The organism is Vibrio phycocola, from assembly GCF_054404255.1.
This window is the reverse complement of sequence record NZ_JBTAMQ010000007.1, coordinates 172,323-191,436: the sequence shown is the minus strand read 5'-3', so window position 1 is coordinate 191,436 and position 19,114 is coordinate 172,323. Positions and strand designations below refer to the sequence as shown.

Here is a 19,114-nt window from a genome sequence, read left to right as displayed (position 1 = left end):
GTAATATCTCTGCTTCAAATTAGGGTTAACATCACACAAAATCATGGTCAAACAATGAGCTGTTATGAAAGTGTTAACTTGATCGACCTACCCCGTTCTCAAATACGGAATTCGTCACAAAACTCATACCAATGATCATTTAATATTACTTATGTTCACAGTAACAATTCTAACAATAATAAAATTTCTAACTATTTTTATTTCAATAACAACCTTACAGGGATGAACCCAACATGACTAAACTAACCAAAACCGTCGCGACAACCGTCGGACTTCTCGTTTCAACATTCGCACTTTCAACTCAAGCGGCTTACATCCAAGATGCACAGTTAAGCGAATACCGTGCAAATAAAGGAGAAAGCGAAGTATGGGTTTCTCATGAAGATTCCGATGGAGGCAAAGGCGATGTAGGCAGTTCTGGCAACACCGCGTTTGGTGATGAAGGTTCTTCAAGATTTCGTTTTAAACAAAAAGTCGCAATTAATGATTACACAGCAACACCTGGTTTAAGCCAAATAGTGTCTGGATTACCACAAAATGCCGACATGCAATTTTCTTTATATTACTGTGATGAAAAAGGCGAAATGTCAGCAAGTACACTTCACTATGGCGTGAATGAAGTTGTGGAAGGTGCAGCACTCACTGGTGCTGTCATTGCTGATGCTCGTGCACATGTCAAAGATCTAGGTGATGCACCTGTTGCTGAAGTAAAAGCTTGCTTTAAACAGATTAGCGTTGACTTCAACTCTGGCAGCACAGGAAGTGTCGAAATATTTGCTCTGTTGGAAACCGATCCAAGTGATGGAAACAATATGGCAAAAGATTCAGAAATTCGAGTTGATGAATTTGCGATCACAGCTAAGTAACTAAGTCAGTATGTAAGTAATAAAGAGTAAATCTAAAGCAGCTCTATCGCACTCGGTAGAGCTGTTATCGCTAACGCAGTAGTATTCTCGGTTTACATCGCATCAAGAAAGTGTTGATCCGAACAGACGATCGAACAGTTTCTTCCTTCCTGCTTTGCTTGATACATCGCTTTGTCGGCAAGGTTGTATAAATAACTGGTCGACTCATCACCATTAGGGACCATCGAAACAAGCCCTAGAGATACTGTTACATATTTCTCTACGCTACTTTTCTCATGTGGGTAATTTAAGAGCTTTATTGCGCTCATAATTCGTTTCGCAGCGAGCTGAGCCATTTGTAAATCAGAATGACTTAACAGAACAATAAACTCTTCTCCTCCATAGCGTCCGACATACTCGCCACTTCTCGTGAACAACTGGTTAAATGTTTGACTCAATGTATAGAGGCATTTGTCGCCTTCAGTATGTCCGTAAAAATCATTAAATATTTTGAATTGATCAACATCGAATAAAATGAGACTGAGTGGCAATTTATGTCGCCCGTGCCAACTGATCATTTCCGCGACTTTCTCATCCATATATCGGCGATTAAAGATCTGGGTCAGGCTATCTTCGTTAACTTGAAGTTGAAGGATATGGTTGAGTTCTGTAAGCCGAGAACTGGTACGTTTCAGTTCACGACGCATATCGGCAATACGCGACATAGCGAGCAGTTTGGACGTCAGCACCAGATTATCGACGGGTTTGACTAAATAATCGTCTCCACCGGCTTCAATGGCTTTAGCAATCATCTCTGGTTCATGATGACTACTCAAAAAGATAATTGGCACCCAATCATCGTGCTCTAAACGAATAGCAGATGCGACATCAAAACCTGACATACCTGGCATTATAATATCAAGCAACACCAGATCTGGTTCAAATGACGAAAACAAATTAAGCGCCGCTGAGCCACTAGATACTGCCTCAACTACATGCCCAAGCTGCTTCAATCTAATTGAAAGTTGCATGCGATCAAGTTGCACATCTTCTACAAGAAGAATTCTCAATGAACAGTTCATCTTTCCCATACCCATCCTTAGATATCGAATGTAACTATATGATAATAGTTAGATATAGCACAACATTTCTAGGCTTTCACTGATTTATTAGTTAAGTTATATTGACTTAACATTATTAATGATAGTTAGATCACTTCTTAAAATATAATGAGAGGCAAACCATGAGCCAACAAGAAACTGAGAATCAAACAACAGAAGTCGATCTCGACACTCTTTCTCCTGAACTTCGCCAAGTTATCGAATTTGACGAAGTTTCAGAAGACATAATTCCGATGGTCGCCTCATTACACGAGATATCAGAAGAAGTCGTACGAGAAGCTTGGGACCACCTACCTGGTAGCGCACAAAATATCCTAGATAATTTCGAGCAATTTCACGCTTTAATTTCAGTAAGCCAAGGGTTTGCGGGAGTTAACGTAATGCAAGAATTAGCGGTAAATCAGCCTCAGGATATGGATGAAGATGCACTAAATGATTATAGAGCTGAAATCTTAAACAAAGTGTTAACCAACTGCGTAAAAGATATGGTCAAGCAAATTAAAAAAGCTCGTCGAGATCCAATCCTAAAACGTGATTTTACGGAAGTATTTACACGAGGTTAATCTCTTTACAACACGCCACAAAAAAGCCACCGACTTGGTGGCTTTTTTTAATGAAGTTCGAATGCTCGAATGTCAACTTCAGGTAACCCGTTTATTTGCGGTCGTGCAAAATAGAACCCTTGCATGTAACGCACTCCTGCTGAGCGCAGCCAACGCATTTCCTGATGAGATTCCACACCTTCTGCAATAACGTCAATATTGAGTTGATTTAGCATACTTAATGAATGCGTTAAGATAGTTTGACGTACGGTATCACGATCTATATTGCGAACAAGGGCCATATCTAACTTCACAATATCGGTTTGCAAGTCAGCTAATAACCCTAAACCAGCATACCCTGCTCCAAAGTCATCAATCGCCGTTTTGAATCCTAATTTTTTATACAGATTCAGTACGTGTTTAACCACACCAATATCATGAATTTTTTCTACTTCGGTAAACTCGAGAATAATTTTTTCGATCGGAAACCCCATATTTTTAGCGGCGTTTACCGTCGAAAGAATACTCTTCTCAGGGCAGTTGATCGCGTTTGGCAGGAAGTTAATACTCAAGTACTTATCTTGAATATTAAAACCAGCGGCAACTTCAATGGCACGCTCACGGCATAACTGATCAAACTCGTAACGGTTTGCTCTACCCACTGTATGAATCACAGATTCTGCATCTAATTCGTCTTCTCCACGAACCAACGCTTCGTACCCAAATATCTTAGACTCTAAACAATCAACTATTGGTTGGAAAGCAATGTAGAAGTCCGTTGCTTGCCCATCCACCGCTTTAAATTGATCTTTTGCTCTCTTGTCTAACAAACGACATTGTTTAATCATAATTTTCAGACACCTCATACAAGAGCACTGTTTTAACTTTAGCGTTGAGAGCTTGACGCCACAAGTAACAGTATGCATATAGATGATTAATATTTTAAAAAGCAGGCTTGTGTATCAATTTTAAGATAAAAAATTGTCACCGTAAAAACAACCCTTATTTTTTATGTATCGCATTACTTAACATCACCACAGCGTTCTAAATATAAAACGGTCGCCGCAGTACGTGATGGAACACAAAGCTTTTTCAGCAAACTTTTCATGTGAACTTTGACCGTAGATTCTGTAATCATAAGTCGATCTGCAATCTGTTTATTACGATACCCTTTTACTACTTGCGCCAGAATTTGCATTTCTCGCTCAGTTAAAAGCTCAAAACCATCTACGTGATCTCCACGCTCGCGTAAATATCGAGAGACATATTCACTGTACGCTTTACCACCAGTAACTGCTTCCTTAATCAAGGTAACTAAGTCATCGGGTTCCGTATCCTTGAGTAAATACCCATCCGCTCCTGCCTTCACTAGTTTATCAATATCAAGTGAGTTATCAGAAACGGTCAATATGACAATCGCCGCCTGAGAACCATCTGCTCGTAATGCTTTTAATGTATCTAACCCCGACATTCCTTTCATATTAAGGTCAAGTAACACTAAATCAGGTTCGACTTCGTGGACTAAGGCAACGGCATCAGTACCATTACTTGCTTCGCCAACCACATTAAATTCGGGTTCAAAATCAAGTAACTGAGCAATCCCTTTGCGCATTAATGGATGATCATCAACGAGTACAACGTTATATATCATTGCTAACACCTTCCCGTGGTTTGTTATAAGTTAATGTCACTGTACACCCTTGATTCGGTGAAGAGTCTAAGGTCAATTCCCCGCCCAATCTTTCTGCTCGTTCTCGCATTATCGCCACACCATAGTGATTTAACTCAGCTTCTTGCTTATCAAAACCTTTACCATCATCGACGACTTGTAAAACCAAACTATCATGATTATCAATGCAGTTTATCTTAATTTCAGTCGCATCGGCATGTTTTATCGCATTTAGTACGGCTTCTCTAATTAATTGCAACAAATGCACTTGCTGATGAGCATCTAGAGTTTGTGTAGAAAAATAGCTGGTCAGTTTAATGGCGACTGATGATTGATCGTTCAACTGTTGTAACATTCCTTCAAGTGCTTGATCAAAATTGCCTTCTTTAATTGTTAAGCGGAACGTTGTCAGTAATTCGCGTAATTGGATATAAGCGTCACTTAACCCTTTATCAATATCGCCAATCACAGGTTGAACTCGTGACTGATCACAGGTTATCGATTGTGTCTTTAAACCACGTTTGAGTAACGACATTTGAATTTTCAAATAAGATAGAGATTGAGCTAATGAATCGTGCAGTTCACGAGCGATCGTTGCCCTCTCTTCCATTAAAATAATTTGTTCTGCTTGCCTTTGCGCTTGGTTAAAGTAAATCGCTCTCGCCAGCATTTGTGCGAAACTACTTATCAATGCTGCGTCATAATTAGGGTGAAAGTAGCACCAAGTAAGTTCACCGAGCTTTTGATTGTCTAAAATAAGCGGCAAACTAGCCGTTTCAGTTGAATCGTTATTCTCGCAAGCACCCGTCATATCTCCATGTTCTAAGTTCCATGATGTTTCACTATTCTCACCCACTTCTAAGCGCACAGCCGCAATACCATCGATATTGACCATATTGGCGATAATCGATTTAAAGTTATCTTCTCCAATTCGTGAAGCCGTTAACTGCTGCGATGAATCATAAAGCACTTTCAAGGCGTTATTTGCATTTTGTAACTCGCGTGTTTTCTCATATACGGCCAACTCCATACCGCGGTATAACTTACCTAGGTCTTGTGCCATATGATTAAATGTGTTGGTCAATATTCCCATTTCATTTTGACTTTTTGAATTCAAAACCACATCAAACGAATGATTTTGAATTCTGCGGCTTGCAACCAATAAAGCTTTTAATGGTTTCACTACTTCTTTACGGATAAAGTGCACCACATAAATCGAAGCGATAAGAATTCCACCTAACCCAAGGCTTCCCACCCAAGCAAGAGCGATAAGCTTTCTTTCCGAGTGACGCTGTAACTTATATACAAACCCATCTATCTGACTTACGAAATCAGCTACAATATCAATATATTGCATACGATTAGAGCTAAGTAGGTTCTGCTTTAATTCATCCCAACGCGAGATAATAGCTCGATAGTCACTGGTAATATCTTTAGGCACGCCCCACGACTCAAGAGCTTGCATGGAAGGTGAAAGGAGTGATTGTTCAAATATCTTTAAGTGAGATTCAAACTCTGGAGACTGCTGTTGAATATCATGCGATAAACGGTAGCTTTGCATTCGCATACTACCTGAAACATTCACCGCCTCAGCATCATTCAACGATGAAGCCAGCGTTACGATTGCCAACGTCGTCGTAACGATAGAAAGCAATACAATTAGCAACATTGCTTTGGCTATCGTACGTGTAACTGATTTTTCCGCTTGTGTGACCAACCTGCTAACCTCTCTGTCCAACAACCACAGCATCAACTCAAAAATGTGAATAACTCTCAACATCGAAAATATGAATTTCGATAGCAAGAATTGCCATACTACCAATAAATTCTGTTACTTCTTTGATTTATTGAGGTATTTATCAAAACACATACGTAATCAGTTGAATTTAAATCTTATGTCTAAGACTGATCAAAGACAAATCTAATTCAACTAGTCAAATTTTCTGATCCATTTTCATCTAGAACAAGATACAATCGCGCCTCTTAAACACTTGGTCAATTTTTTGCATTACGTGCATTACGCTAGCAGAGATACAAAAGGATATTCGCGTAACATGACAACTGTTCCTCTATTAGAGTTGAAGAAGGTAAGTAAGTTTTACCCCGGCGTTATAGCCAACAATAATGTCGATTTAAAACTGTATTCTGGCGAAATTCTCGCATTGCTGGGCGAAAATGGTGCGGGTAAGTCAACCCTAGTCAAAATGATCTATGGCGTAAGTAAGCCAAGTGAAGGTCAAATTTATTGGAATGGCCAACCCATCAATATTCTTTCGCCAAATCAAGCTCGTGCCATGGGAATTGGAATGGTGTTTCAACACTTTTCGGTATTTGAAACATTAACCGTATTGGAAAATATCGAGCTCGGTTTAGATAAAGAGTTTGTCAAACAAGTGGGCAATTTACATCAACGTATCGTTGAGATGAGTAGTCGTTACGATCTACATGTTGAACCCGACCGCTACGTTCACACCCTCTCAATTGGTGAACGACAGCGTTTAGAAATTTTACGTTGTTTAATTCAAGATGTGAAACTTCTGATCCTAGATGAACCCACGTCTGTATTGACTCCACAAGAAGTCTCTGGCCTTTTCCGAGTCCTAAAAAAGCTGGCTAGTGAAGGCTGTAGTATTATGTTTATTAGCCATAAGCTGAAGGAAGTGACCGAATTGTGCGATCGCGCAGTGATCTTACGAGGGGGGCTTGTCAGTGGTTCATGTGTTCCTGCAGACGAAACGCCAAATTCAATTGCACGTTTGATGGTGGGCAGTGATGCTGAGTTATCAGAAAGTTATGATAAAGCATATAGTGACACCGTAACCCTGAAAACAGATAACTTGACACTTCCACCTGCTCATCCTTTTGGATGTGGTATCTCAAACATCGATCTCGAGCTTCGTGCAGGTGAAATCCTCGGTATTGCCGGTGTAGCAGGTAATGGGCAAGAAGATCTACTCGAAGCACTTAGCGGCGAAGATCCACGAGTTCCAAAGGCGTCAGTGTTATTTAACCAACAACCCATTGGACACCTTCATGCTGGTGCTCGCAGACTTATGGGTATGGCGCACGTCCCTACCAACCGTTTAGGTCAGGGTGCGGTGCCAGAAATGACACTAGAAGAGAACACACTGCTCACATTTAGTGCAGATATGTCACGCCACGGTTTGATTAATACACGCCGATTGAAGGAACTTGCTCGTTCCCTTATTAAGTCAAATAAAGTGAAATGTCGTAACGAACATTCTCAAGCAAAAAGTTTATCAGGCGGCAACTTACAAAAATTCATTATTGGTCGTGAGATACATCAACACCCTCAAGTACTGATTTGTGCACACCCGACATGGGGTGTTGATATTGGTGCCGCTAGCTCAATTCACCGTAAGCTTATTGCACTGCGTGATGCCGGAGCTGCAATTGTGGTTATCTCAGAAGACATTGATGAACTATTTATTATCTCAGACCGCCTCGCCGCACTCTATGAAGGAAAATTATCGCCAATGGTCAAAACAGGTGATACCAATATCGAAGAAATCGGACAATGGATAGCCGGTGGTTTTGTTAAACAGGAGAATAATACTCATGTTTAAAGTTCAACCAAGGATTGAAAGCTCTCAAGTCATGAAATGGTTATCGCCGTTGATTGCGGTAACATTAACTATGCTAACCTCTAGTCTGATGTTCATTTGGCTTGATGTCAGCCCACTTTCGGCATTTGAAGTATTTATTATTCAGCCATTTAGCGACAGCTACAACATCGGCGAGCTAATGGTAAAAGCGCCACCTCTGATGCTTTGTGCTATTGGTTTAGCTTTGTGCTATCGAGCGAACATTTGGAATATTGGAGCAGAAGGTCAACTTCTGATCGGTGCAGTTGCGGCGAGTGCTGTGGCGATTCAAATGGGAGAAGAAGCAGGTTTCGGATCTCAGTTGCTTGTTATAATGGCGGGTATCGTCGCTGGCATGGGCTGGGCAGCAATTCCCACATTGCTATACCGCATCTTCAACACCAATATCATCTTAACCACCATCATGCTCAACTATATCGGCTTGTATTTGCTGCTTTGGGCAGTACATGGCCCACTCAGCGATCCTAATGGATATGGTTTTCCTGAGTCAGCGATTTTCCCTGATGGTGTAATGCTTCCTCTATTAAATGAAGAAAGCCGTGCAACTGTTAGTGTCGTTATCGCTATCATAATCGCATTCATCACCAGTTTTGTTCTGTTTAAAACCCTCCCCGGATTTAAATTGAGAGTGTTTGGAGAAGATACCTCCGCTGCAACTTACGCTGGTTTTAATGGCAATAAAATCGTTTGGGGCGTCATGCTATTCGCAGGTGCACTCGCAGGTTTTGCAGGCGCAGCCGAAGTAACTGGACCAATTGGTCAACTTATACCATCGGTTTCTCCTGGATATGGTTATGCCGCAATCATAGTGGCATATTTAGGACGTCTTAACCCTATTGGCATCGTTTTATCCGCTTTGTTTATGGGGACGCTGTACATGGGAAGTGATCTCGCTCAAATCGAACTAGGACTACCCACAGCCGTTACAGGCTTGTTTCAGGGAACGTTGTTGTTCTTCCTATTAGCATGTGACTTCTTAATTTATTACGAATTTGTGTCTACAAAACGTAAACCTACATCTCCAGAACAAACGTTAACATTAGACAAGGATGAGACTGCCTAATGGATATTATACTAATTCAACAAATCGCTATCGCAGCTGTAAAAACCGGCACGCCTTTATTATTAATTGCGCTCGGCGAGTTGGTGTGTGAAAAATCAGGTGTTCTTAACCTCGGCCAGGAAGGCATGATGTTGATGGGTGCTATGGCAGGATTTGCCGGGACATATTTCACAGGAAGCTTGGCCGTTGGAATGCTTTGTGCCATTTTGGCAGGTATGTTAATGGCAGCGATTTTTGGCGGTTTAACACTATTCCTGAACTCTAATCAGGTCGCAACAGGTCTCGCATTAACCATTTTCGGTACTGGGTTAAGTGCGTTCTTGGGCAGCAACCTCGTTGGTTCTACCATATCGGGGTTTGAAACAATTCATATTCCACTGTTAAGTGATATCCCGTTTATTGGCCCAGTCCTTTTCCAACATGACTTCATGGTATATCTCAGCTTTAGTGCAGTAGCCATTATTTGGTACATCATGCACAAGACACGCCTTGGATTAACCATACGCGCAATTGGCGAAAACCCACACTCAGCAAACGCTTTAGGCATTAAGGTTATCCCGTTACGCTTTGCCATCGTTTTATTTGGCGGCGCAATGGCTGGGCTTGCAGGTTCGTACTTGTCTCTCTCTTATACACCAATGTGGATGGAAAGTATGACCGCTGGTCGAGGCTGGATCGCTCTAGCATTAGTTGTTTTTGCTTCCTGGCGTATAGGGTATCTCGTATTGGGCGCCTATTTATTTGGCTTTACATCGATAATGCATTTAATGATGCAAGGGTTTGGTTTTGATATCTCTCCAAACTTGCTCGCAATGACGCCATACGTATCAACGATTGTCGTTATGGTATTGATCAGCTCAAATAAAGTACGACAAAAATTAGCAACTCCAATGAGTTTAGGTAAACCTTTCGATCCTAAAGCTCATTAATAAAGCAATTATGAAGTTTCGTTTTGCTTGATCTCAGTGCAGTACTTGCCCAGAAATCAGGCAAAACAACCGATTTGTTTTTACGTTGAAAACAATCTGCCCAAGTAGATTTGGCATATAAATGATCTACATCAGCCGTATTATGGCTCAATGGCTAAATCAGACGTATTTCATGAATAAATACACGAATTGGTCAGTAATTTGCTATAAGTCGGTACTAATACAAATATTAACCTTTGGAAACGGAGTATTTCATGAAAATTAATCAGTGGTTGTCCATGGCTGCACTTTCTGTGTCAGCAATGTTCTCTGCTTCAACCCTTGCAGAAGATCCTGTAAAAGTAGGCTTTGTATATGTGGGTTCTGTCGGTGATCATGGTTGGTCATACGAGCACGACCAAGGCCGTCTAGAAATGGAAAAACATTTCGGTGGAAAAGTAGAAACAACATTCGTTGAAAATGTTGCGGAAGGTGCGGATGCTGAACGTGTTATCACTCAGCTAGCAAAAGCCGGTAACAGCGTAATTTTTACCACCTCATTTGGCTTTATGAATCCAACGATTAAAGTAGCAAAGCGTTTTCCAAAAGTGAAATTTGAGCACGCTACAGGTTTTAAACGTTCTAAAAACGTTGGTACATACGCTCTACGTACCTATGAAGGTCGTTACGTTTCTGGTGTAGCTGCAGCGATGACAACCAAGACAAATACCATTGGTTATATTGCATCATTTCCAATTCCTGAAGTTATTCGCGACATTAACGCAGTATACTTAGGTGCGAAAAGCGTCAATCCTGATATCGATTTAAAAATTGTATGGGTTAACACTTGGTATGATCCAGGCAAAGAAAACGATGCAGCAAATGCGCTAATGGACCAAGGTGTCGACGTGGTACTTCAACACACAGATAGCCCTGCCCCTGTTATCGCAGCTGAAAAGCGCGGCATGAAAGCAATTGGTCAAGCATCAGATATGAGCCATTTCGCTCCTGAAGCTCATATGTTCTCAATACGTGATCACTGGGCTCCTTACTACATCAAAACAGTTCAAGCAACTATCGACGGTACTTGGACTTCAGAAGACTACTGGAATGGCTTCCAAGATGACATTCTTCAAATCGCATCGGTAAACGATAACCTTCCTGAAGATGTTAAAACGGCGATCACTGAAACTCACGATAAAATCAAATCAGGTGAAATCGTTCCTTTTGCTGGTCCTCTAAACGACAACCAAGGAAATGAGAAAATCGCTGCGGGTGTTTTACCACCTGATGCAGAACTTGTTGGTATGAACTGGTATGTTGAAGGCATCAAAGCAACGATCCCTTCAAGCAACTAAGCTACATTGTTCACTCGCGATATCATTTAGATAGTGTTAGCGAACGATTAAAAATAAAAACGCGCTACTGAGTAGCGCGTTTTTTATCTTAATGCTGTTGCTAACTTACACGTTACCGTCATTCAATGAAACCTTTCTAACACAGAGACATATCTAGCTAAGCACTCCCTCAACTTGTTACTAAATTTCCACTTTTATGTAATTAAATTACCAAATAAGTTGACATGGGTCACATTTTGACCAATAATGTGATCAGATACTTAATAATAATCAAATTAAACAACATAAAGGATATCACTATGAATTCAACATTAGCTTCTCAAATAGAAACTACTCAGGAAACAAACGCATTTATTTCTTTCGCTAAAGAAGCCGTTAGCGTTTTAACTCTTTTTGCATGTGTCGCAGTTCCTATCCTACTTTTATCACTCACGTGGGCTGGTTAATTCCCATTCAGCCACCAATGGAAAATGTTACTCGGCTACAAGCACCCAACTGCAAATAAAAAACGGCGAACCAGATACTTCTGATTCACCGCCTGTACAAGCCGAGCTTATGCTTTCTATCTAAAACGTTATGCCTACCGAAAACACTTCTCTACATTCAGTGCAAAACCTCACCTGACTGCACTTTATATTACTGAAAGCTAGCTAAAAGCCTTCTTAATCAAGTTGCTTGTTTGCTCTGTGATACTCTTTCTTCAGGCTATTTATCTCTTTAAGTTGACCACGTGCCGCATCGATATCGCCATTTGCAAGTGTTTCGTCTATTTCAGCAAATGCAACAGTTAGCTTTTCAAATCCTTCTTGATATAACTCATTACGTTCTGGTGAATAATCGCCTTGTTTCGCTTTTTCGATTAATACATCAATGTTATCGATTCGAGACTGCATATCTTCAACGGTTTCTGCACGAGCGGCTTTTTTATAATTTAAATTAATTTCTTTCATTACTGCTTCAAGATCTATGTCTGCAGCGAATAAATTAAAACTGAGTCCGACACCAACTAATGCTAATACTATTTTTTTCATTTTTATCTCCAGCTTCCTAATTTAAAGTGAGTTTATGTAATCTCACTCTTTTAACCACACTAAATTTGTTTCAAATTATAATAGGTGTATCGTTTTATAAAAATTTAACCAAGCGTCGAAAATGCGTCGATTGGCTGATGGCCGCGTAATGCAAGAAATGAGAGAAACTGCGACGCACGGTGAGTGATCACCTGTTGTGAATCAATCCCAACTTTGTTTATTAATGCTTGGGCTAGATCGAGCTTACCGATCGCATCACAAAAATGTGCATCACTTCCTGTGGTTATAAATGCGTTGTATTGTTTTGCGATTTCACCAATTTTATAGCAACGATCGATACTTCCAACGCGGCTATGCCCAAGTAAGGTACTATTATTGAGTTCTATCGCGACATTATGTTCCGCTGCGCATGAAATAACTTCGTCAAAATCAAAATCAAACCGGGGATTTCCCAGATGCCCTAATGCATCAACACGCCCATTCTTAATCACATTAAGTAATGCGGTAGTGTGATTTTTCGTATTGTTCGGCGCAAATACCGGCTCATGGAAACTGGCAATGATCCAATCAAGGTTTTGATCCATAAAGGGCTGAATATCGATATTGCCGGTTTCATCTATTATATTTGATTCAACACCCCTAATAATCGCAACATTTTCGATAAATCGAGGGAGAACTTTCTGATTAACAAAAAACCAAGGGTGCGGTGCGCCTGGCATTAACTCAGCATGATCCGTTGCACACATGATCTTTAATCCGTTTTCACGAGCGACTTTCGCATTCTCGATAAGCGTACTGTATGCGTGCCCACTCGCGATAGTATGAGTGTGAGTATCAACTTCTAAGTGCATTGCTTCCTCCTTGTTAACCAGATCACATTCTAACAGTGCAATGAAATAAGTAACAATGTAAATGCCAATTAAATTCCCCACTTACCTTATGGTTGAAATCAGGCTTGCGCTTACTTATAGTGACGTAGCTCACGTTATTTATGACTCGTAGGGAAGCTGATAAACTCTAGATTACAAGTAGGTCACCCAGTTATCGTTTAGTCATGAAAAAACGCTATCGAAAATACGTTCTTGCTTGATGAAATTTAAATTGTCGTACAAAATAGAGAATTGGTTAAGACCCTATATTACGTGTTGATATCTCAGCATCAAGTAGCGTCAGCCTATCAGTATGATAGAGAAAACCAATTTTTCAGTAGTCTAATGCGCTGATAGTCTAAGCAAAATTACTAGTCAGCTCGCTTTAAGGGAAGAATAATGGTTATACCTGAAAATAGTAGCATCGTAATTTTTGGTGCTTCTGGTGACCTTACGTACCGCAAACTTATTCCGGCTTTATATCACTTATATGCAAGTAATCAGCTGCCTAAATCGTTTACCATTCTTGGAGTGAGTAGAACCGTATACACTGATGACTCTTATCGAGAGAAGTTAGCTCAGTCCATGCGAGAGTTAGAGGAAACCAAACCGGAAGTCCTTGATCGTTTTTGTCAACATATACACTATCAAGCACTTGATACTGCTGATGTCGATGACTACCACAAGTTAACGACTCGCTTGGATCAATTGGCTGAGCAATATCAATTAGAACAACGTAATACTATGTTCTATTTAGCCACGCCGCCAAGCCTGTATGGTGTGATCCCAACCTGCCTTGCTGCCCATAATCTTCATGATGAAAGTGATGGTTGGAAACGTCTGATTATCGAAAAACCGTTTGGGTATGATCTTGAATCAGCACGAGCCTTAGATATTGAAATTCATAAGAACTTCAAGGAACACCAAATCTACCGCATCGATCATTATCTTGGTAAAGAGACGGTACAAAATCTATTGGTTTTACGTTTTGCCAACGGTATGTTTGAACCTTTATGGAATCGTAACTTTATCGATTACATCGAAATTACTGGTGCTGAATTCCTTGGAGTAGAAGAGCGAGGCGGCTATTACGACGGTTCAGGTGCTGTACGTGATATGTTTCAGAACCACTTGCTCCAAGTTGTTGCTATGATGGCGATGGAGCCTCCCGCAGCAATTACTGCTGACTCTATTCGAGACGAAGTCAACAAGGTGCTGCAAAGCTTACAGCCATTAACTGACAAAGACTTAGACGAGAACTTAGTGTTAGGTCAATACACCGAATCCAGTGTGCGTGGAGAATTCTTGCCCGGATATCGAGATGAAACAGGTGTTGCTGATGATTCGCGTACCGAAACCTATGTCGCATTGAAAATGTTCATCAATAACTGGCGATGGAATGGAATTCCTTTTTACGTTCGTTCTGGTAAACGCCTACCTACCCGTGTGACAGAAGTGGTCATACACTTTAAGCGTACGCCTCACCCTGTATTTGGTCAAAACGCGCCTGAAAACAAACTTATCATTCGAATCCAGCCTGATGAAGGCATTCTTATGAGTTTTGGCTTAAAAGAACCAGGCGCTGGATTTAATGCTAAAGAAGTATCGATGGACTTCCATTATGCAGAGTTGGAAGAAACCAAGATGCTCACCGCCTATGAACGACTATTGCTCGATGCACTAAATGGCGATGCCACATTATTTGCACGTACAGATGCCGTCGAAGCCTGTTGGAAGTTCGTTCAACCAATCATTGATTATAAACAAGACCCGAAATCTCTCTATGGTTATGCGTGTGGTACTTGGGGGCCAAAAGAAGCGGACAAATTATTGAACAAAAACAACCGCGAATGGCGTTTCCCATGTAAGAACTTAACAAATACGGACTATTGCGAACTATGATCAGTCATAAAATATTTCCAACATCTAATGAAGTTGTACGATCACTTGCCGATGATTTAAACATTTACAGTCAGAAAGGTACGCCGGTACACATTTCATTGTCTGGCGGCAGTACCCCTAAAATGTTGTTCAAACTATTAGCAACAGCTGAATATGCTGCAACGATTAATTGGCAGAATTTGCATTTCTGGTGGGGTGATGAACGTTGCGTTGCTCCAGAAGATGCAGAAAGTAATTATGGTGAAGCCAATACTCTGTTGTTTAGCCAAATCGACATTCCAGCCGAAAACATCCATCGCATTCGCGGAGAATCCGATCCTGAGAAAGAAGCATTGCGTTTCGCTGATGAAATGAAAGCCGTCATTCCATGTGAGAACGACACGCCCATTTTCGATTGGATTTTGTTAGGTATTGGTGGTGATGGCCATACTGCATCTCTTTTCCCTAACGTGACCAATTATCAGGATCCTAATCTATCTGTCGTTGCGACTCACCCAGAATCGGGACAGTTTCGAGTATCAAAAACAGCAAAGGTTATACAAGCAGCAAAACGTATCAGCTATTTAGTGCTAGGTTCGGGTAAGGTTGAAATTATCCAAGAAATTTCATCCACACCAGCAGATGAATTGCCATACCCAGCCGCTAAAATACAATCAACTCATGGTGAAACCGAGTGGTATCTCGATTCAGCCGCCGCCGAAAAGATGGCATAAAGGAGCAGAAATAATGAAAGGTGATATTGGTGTAGTTGGACTCGCGGTTATGGGTCAAAACCTTATCCTAAATATGAATGACCATGGTTTTAAAGTCGTGGCTCACAACCGTACAGCGGCTAAAGTTGACCAATTTCTAGAAGGTCCAGCAAAAGATACAAACATCGTCGGTGCTTACTCGCTACAAGAAATGGTCGATAAGCTAGCTTCTCCACGCAAAGTGATGCTAATGGTTCGTGCTGGAGAGGTCGTTGATAACTTTATTGAGCAGCTAATTCCACTTCTCGATAAGGGTGACATTATCATTGATGGTGGTAATACGAATTATCCAGATACTAACCGCCGTGTGGCCTATTTACGAGAAAAAGGCATCAACTTCATTGGAACAGGTGTTTCAGGTGGTGAAGAAGGAGCGCGTTTTGGACCTTCAATTATGCCAGGTGGGTCTCCTGAAGCTTGGGAAACAGTTAAGCCGATTCTTCAAGGTATTTCCGCGAAAACAGATAAAGGCGAACCTTGTTGTGATTGGGTTGGTAACGATGGTGCAGGCCACTTCGTGAAGATGGTTCACAACGGTATCGAATACGGTGATATGCAGCTTATCTGCGAAGCGTATCAGTTTATGCAAGATGGCCTTAAAATGTCTGCAGATGAAATGCAGGCTGTTTTTGCTGATTGGAACACGACCGAGCTTGATAGCTACCTTGTCGAAATCACTGCTGATATCCTTAAATACAAAGATGAAGATGGTGCTCCTCTCGTTGACAAGATTCTCGATACGGCCGGTCAAAAAGGGACTGGAAAATGGACCGGTATCAACGCACTTGATCTTGGTATTCCTCTAACTTTGATCTCAGAATCAGTCTTCTCTCGCTGCCTATCTTCACTAAAAGAACAACGTGTTGCAGCAGAAGCACTGTTCGGTAAAAAAGTAGAAACGGTAGCAGGCGACAAACAAGAGTGGGTGGATGCGCTTCGTCAAGCTCTTCTGGCTTCGAAGATCATTTCCTACGCACAAGGTTTTATGCTGATGCGTGAAGCATCAAATGAAAACGGCTGGGATCTCAACTACGGTAATGTGGCGTTAATGTGGCGCGGAGGCTGTATTATTCGTTCAGCATTTTTGGGCAACATTCGTGACGCATTTGATACTGACCCAGAAATAGCATTCTTAGGTTCAGACCCTTACTTCAAAGCTATTTTAGAAAATTGCCTAAGTGCATGGCGTAAAGTGGCAGCGAAATCCTTAGAAGTTGGAATTCCAATGCCGTGTACGACATCTGCCCTTTCGTTCCTTGATGGATATACGACTGCTCGACTACCTGCTAACTTGCTGCAAGCTCAGCGTGATTACTTTGGTGCTCACACCTATGAGCGCACAGATAAACCGCGCGGTGAGTTTTTCCATACTAATTGGACTGGAACTGGTGGTGACACAGCGTCAACCACTTATGATGTTTAACAATTCGCTTTGTTCTCACTTTTGAGCGAGATTTACTCAATATTTGTATTATAATTACAGCGAAAATGAGATGTTAGAATAGTCAATATCTCATTTTCCTTTTGAATCAACAATTTATGATTCAAACTTACTGCATTTAGTGGAGAGATAATTATGTTCAACAAATATTATGTGTTTGTTCCGAGCGAATTAGATACTGCTCAAGCGCCACTAAGCAATGCTACGACCATATCTGATGAAGAACTGAAACGCCGACGTCTTGTTGCTGAAGCACAAGTTATTTTGCGTGAATGTCCAAAGTCAGAAGTCGCAGAGCCAGCTTATAAAAAGTGCGCTTAATTTTAGTATTTAAGCCTTATCAAAATGCCACATATTAAATGTGGCATTTTTAATCGAGTGTCCAACCATTCTACGCGCTCTAGCGTAAACAATAAGCCAATCCTTCACTCCCGTGCAACTCCAATCAGAAGTATTTTTCTGTCTATAACATTAACGAGAAAACATTAACAAGGCTCAATATTTTACATCACCACACATTGTAAACTCTGATGTTCTTAGATATGACCGTAGAGTACTCATTGATGGTTATCAGCGCGCTGATTGAGCTCTAACGAAAAGAAAAAACACATCACAATAGTTAGCGTACGCACTTAGAAAGTAGATGACCATATCTATATTTGACCAAACGGGCCATACACTGTCGATTCACTACGAGACCTCTCTGTTTAAGGAATGGGCAATAAATATAATAAGTAAGCTGTATATACAGTTTATTGATCGCCGATTTCGAACACACAGCAACACCAATAACTCGCTTAATCACTATAAACAAAAAGGTATAAATATAATGAAAAGAAACATATCCCTACTAAGCCTACTATGTGCAACATCTCTCTTAATCTCTGCACCTAGCTTTGCTGCTGACCAACAAAAAGGTCACCCTGGTCCACCACCATCTTTTGATCAACTTGACGCAAACGGAGATGGGGTACTATCTAAAGACGAAGTTCAGGGACCATTGGTAGACGAATTTGACCACTTTGATGAAAATGGTGATGGCGTGTTATCTAAAAATGAACTTCCAGCGCCTCCAAAGGACTAACCCCATAGATACAAAGAATTCAGGTGATATCCCCCTATCATCTGGGTAAAACAGTGAGACTGTTATGGTCTCACTGTTTTTTTCATCTCAACTCTAGAAGATGATTCATTCTTGTTCTGTATGACATGTTTTAAATTCGCCACCTTCCGAATTAGTGAATGCTGCAGAGTGATATACTCAACACCTAACATCTTAGCCCTCGCCAAAATATTGTTATGTATAATTCTGTTTGACGATCCAATTCGTCTTGTGAGTGACTCGCTCTCTTAATTCCGTCGATACCGAGTAATAAAAGTTGAGCGACTTCTCGTGAACCGATATCAAGTGCCCTAAAGTTAATCAATTGCTCTTCTTGAGCTTTTTCAAGGTTCAAAACAATATGAGCCAAAAATCTTTCTTCAAACTCTTCCATCAAGTTAGGTGCCATTTTCTTCGATAAAAGAAACAGCTCTTTACCATTTGGTTTGCTAAAAATTGGAGAAAATATAACTCTCTCCATTTCCTGAACACCATGGAGCAAACAATCAAAATGATCATCTGAGCGGCCAAACCCACGAATAGCCGCTTGTTCTCCTAATTCCAACATATGATCGACCAAAGCAAGAAAAATTGATTCTTTGTTTTTATAGTATTGGTAGAGCGCTGGTCGAGAGATATCGAGCGCATCAGCGATGTCTTTCATTGACGTTTTTTTATAGCCATAAGTGCCAAAGACATCAATGGCAGCTTCAATGATCTGAAATTTTCTATCGTCGGCTAACATATTGGTAACCCTTAGGTTAAGTAACACATGCCATGTGTCACGGTTAGAGGTGTAAAAATAACATCTTGACATAAATTACACTTTTTGTCAGTATAACATTTCTGACAAAAAACGTAATTTGTGTCACCTAAAAGGAAATG

Annotated in this window: 19 protein-coding genes; 12 read left to right on the top strand and 7 right to left on the bottom strand. The window is 40.8% G+C overall.

The features are described from left to right. Positions 1–233: 233 nt before the first annotated feature. Positions 234–866 (top strand): hypothetical protein, encoded by a 633-nt coding sequence (locus ACXJY6_RS11195; RefSeq protein WP_456050324.1) that lies wholly within the window; start codon positions 234–236, stop codon positions 864–866. A gap of 92 nt (positions 867–958) precedes the next feature. On the opposite strand, the gene ACXJY6_RS11190 is transcribed toward ACXJY6_RS11195, so the two are convergent. Next, positions 959–1,936, bottom strand: coding sequence for a diguanylate cyclase domain-containing protein (locus tag ACXJY6_RS11190; protein WP_458768375.1), 978 nt, complete (start codon positions 1,934–1,936; stop codon positions 959–961). Positions 1,937–2,088: 152 nt separating this feature from the next. Between ACXJY6_RS11190 and ACXJY6_RS11185 the strand changes: the two genes are divergently transcribed. Further along, positions 2,089–2,529 carry a DUF3069 domain-containing protein gene (locus ACXJY6_RS11185; protein WP_456050322.1) on the top strand — a complete coding sequence of 147 codons (441 nt, stop codon included), beginning with the start codon at positions 2,089–2,091 and terminating at the stop codon, positions 2,527–2,529. A 47-nt stretch (positions 2,530–2,576) separates the two neighbouring features. On the opposite strand, the gene ACXJY6_RS11180 is transcribed toward ACXJY6_RS11185, so the two are convergent. The 3 genes from ACXJY6_RS11180 to narQ form a co-directional block, all read right to left on the bottom strand. Beyond that, a complete protein-coding gene (locus ACXJY6_RS11180) occupies positions 2,577–3,356 on the bottom strand; it encodes an EAL domain-containing protein (RefSeq protein ID WP_456050321.1) in 780 nt (259 codons plus the stop codon). A 173-nt stretch (positions 3,357–3,529) separates the two neighbouring features. Next, positions 3,530–4,159, bottom strand: a complete 630-nt coding sequence (locus tag ACXJY6_RS11175) for a response regulator (RefSeq protein WP_456050320.1) — start codon at positions 4,157–4,159, stop codon at positions 3,530–3,532. Further along, positions 4,149–5,894, bottom strand: a complete 1,746-nt coding sequence (gene narQ, locus ACXJY6_RS11170) for a nitrate/nitrite two-component system sensor histidine kinase NarQ (RefSeq protein WP_456050319.1) — start codon at positions 5,892–5,894, stop codon at positions 4,149–4,151. Before narQ ends, ACXJY6_RS11175 begins: the two co-directional genes overlap by 11 nt. Before the next feature lie 337 nt (positions 5,895–6,231). Here narQ and ACXJY6_RS11165 point away from each other — a divergent pair, with 337 nt between their 5' ends. The 5 genes from ACXJY6_RS11165 to ACXJY6_RS11145 all read left to right on the top strand — a co-directional run bounded on the left by ACXJY6_RS11165 (position 6,232) and on the right by ACXJY6_RS11145 (position 11,578). After that, positions 6,232–7,764: an ABC transporter ATP-binding protein gene (locus tag ACXJY6_RS11165; RefSeq protein ID WP_458768374.1), complete on the top strand. Its 1,533-nt coding sequence runs from the start codon at positions 6,232–6,234 to the stop codon at positions 7,762–7,764. Further along, entirely contained in the window at positions 7,757–8,866 is a 1,110-nt protein-coding gene (locus ACXJY6_RS11160) for an ABC transporter permease (protein ID WP_458768373.1), read from the top strand. Before ACXJY6_RS11165 ends, ACXJY6_RS11160 begins: the two co-directional genes overlap by 8 nt. Beyond that, on the top strand, positions 8,866–9,795 hold the full coding sequence (locus tag ACXJY6_RS11155) for an ABC transporter permease (protein WP_456050316.1): 930 nt from the start codon (positions 8,866–8,868) through the stop codon (positions 9,793–9,795). Before ACXJY6_RS11160 ends, ACXJY6_RS11155 begins: the two co-directional genes overlap by 1 nt. Positions 9,796–10,049: 254 nt before the next feature. Continuing rightward, on the top strand, positions 10,050–11,132 hold the full coding sequence (locus tag ACXJY6_RS11150) for a BMP family ABC transporter substrate-binding protein (RefSeq protein ID WP_458768372.1): 1,083 nt from the start codon (positions 10,050–10,052) through the stop codon (positions 11,130–11,132). 299 nt (positions 11,133–11,431) lie between these two features. Next, a complete protein-coding gene (locus tag ACXJY6_RS11145; protein ID WP_456050314.1) occupies positions 11,432–11,578 on the top strand; it encodes a hypothetical protein in 147 nt (48 codons plus the stop codon). Between the two features lie 216 nt (positions 11,579–11,794). On the opposite strand, the gene ACXJY6_RS11140 is transcribed toward ACXJY6_RS11145, so the two are convergent. Next, complete coding sequence (locus ACXJY6_RS11140; RefSeq protein WP_456050313.1) at positions 11,795–12,163, bottom strand: cytochrome b562; 369 nt, start codon at positions 12,161–12,163, stop codon at positions 11,795–11,797. A gap of 104 nt (positions 12,164–12,267) precedes the next feature. Further along, on the bottom strand, positions 12,268–13,014 hold the full coding sequence (locus ACXJY6_RS11135; RefSeq protein ID WP_456050312.1) for a phosphatase: 747 nt from the start codon (positions 13,012–13,014) through the stop codon (positions 12,268–12,270). Positions 13,015–13,431: 417 nt separating this feature from the next. Between ACXJY6_RS11135 and zwf the strand changes: the two genes are divergently transcribed. The 5 genes from zwf (at position 13,432) to ACXJY6_RS11110 (ending at position 18,211) form a co-directional block, all read left to right on the top strand. Continuing rightward, a complete protein-coding gene (gene zwf, locus ACXJY6_RS11130) occupies positions 13,432–14,934 on the top strand; it encodes a glucose-6-phosphate dehydrogenase (RefSeq protein WP_458768371.1) in 1,503 nt (500 codons plus the stop codon). Next, the gene (gene pgl, locus ACXJY6_RS11125; RefSeq protein WP_458768370.1) at positions 14,931–15,647 is read left to right on the top strand and encodes a 6-phosphogluconolactonase; all 717 of its coding nucleotides are present in this window, start codon (positions 14,931–14,933) and stop codon (positions 15,645–15,647) included. Before zwf ends, pgl begins: the two co-directional genes overlap by 4 nt. Positions 15,648–15,660: 13 nt before the next feature. After that, a complete protein-coding gene (gene gnd, locus ACXJY6_RS11120) occupies positions 15,661–17,109 on the top strand; it encodes a decarboxylating NADP(+)-dependent phosphogluconate dehydrogenase (protein WP_458768369.1) in 1,449 nt (482 codons plus the stop codon). A gap of 153 nt (positions 17,110–17,262) precedes the next feature. Further along, positions 17,263–17,448, top strand: a complete 186-nt coding sequence (locus ACXJY6_RS11115) for a hypothetical protein (protein WP_458768368.1) — start codon at positions 17,263–17,265, stop codon at positions 17,446–17,448. A gap of 508 nt (positions 17,449–17,956) precedes the next feature. Next, complete coding sequence (locus ACXJY6_RS11110) at positions 17,957–18,211, top strand: EF-hand domain-containing protein (protein WP_456050307.1); 255 nt, start codon at positions 17,957–17,959, stop codon at positions 18,209–18,211. 184 nt (positions 18,212–18,395) lie between these two features. Here the strand turns inward: ACXJY6_RS11110 and ACXJY6_RS11105 are convergent, their stop codons facing one another. Beyond that, positions 18,396–19,046 (bottom strand): TetR/AcrR family transcriptional regulator, encoded by a 651-nt coding sequence (locus tag ACXJY6_RS11105; protein ID WP_456050306.1) that lies wholly within the window; start codon positions 19,044–19,046, stop codon positions 18,396–18,398. Between the last annotated feature and the right edge of the window lie 68 nt (positions 19,047–19,114).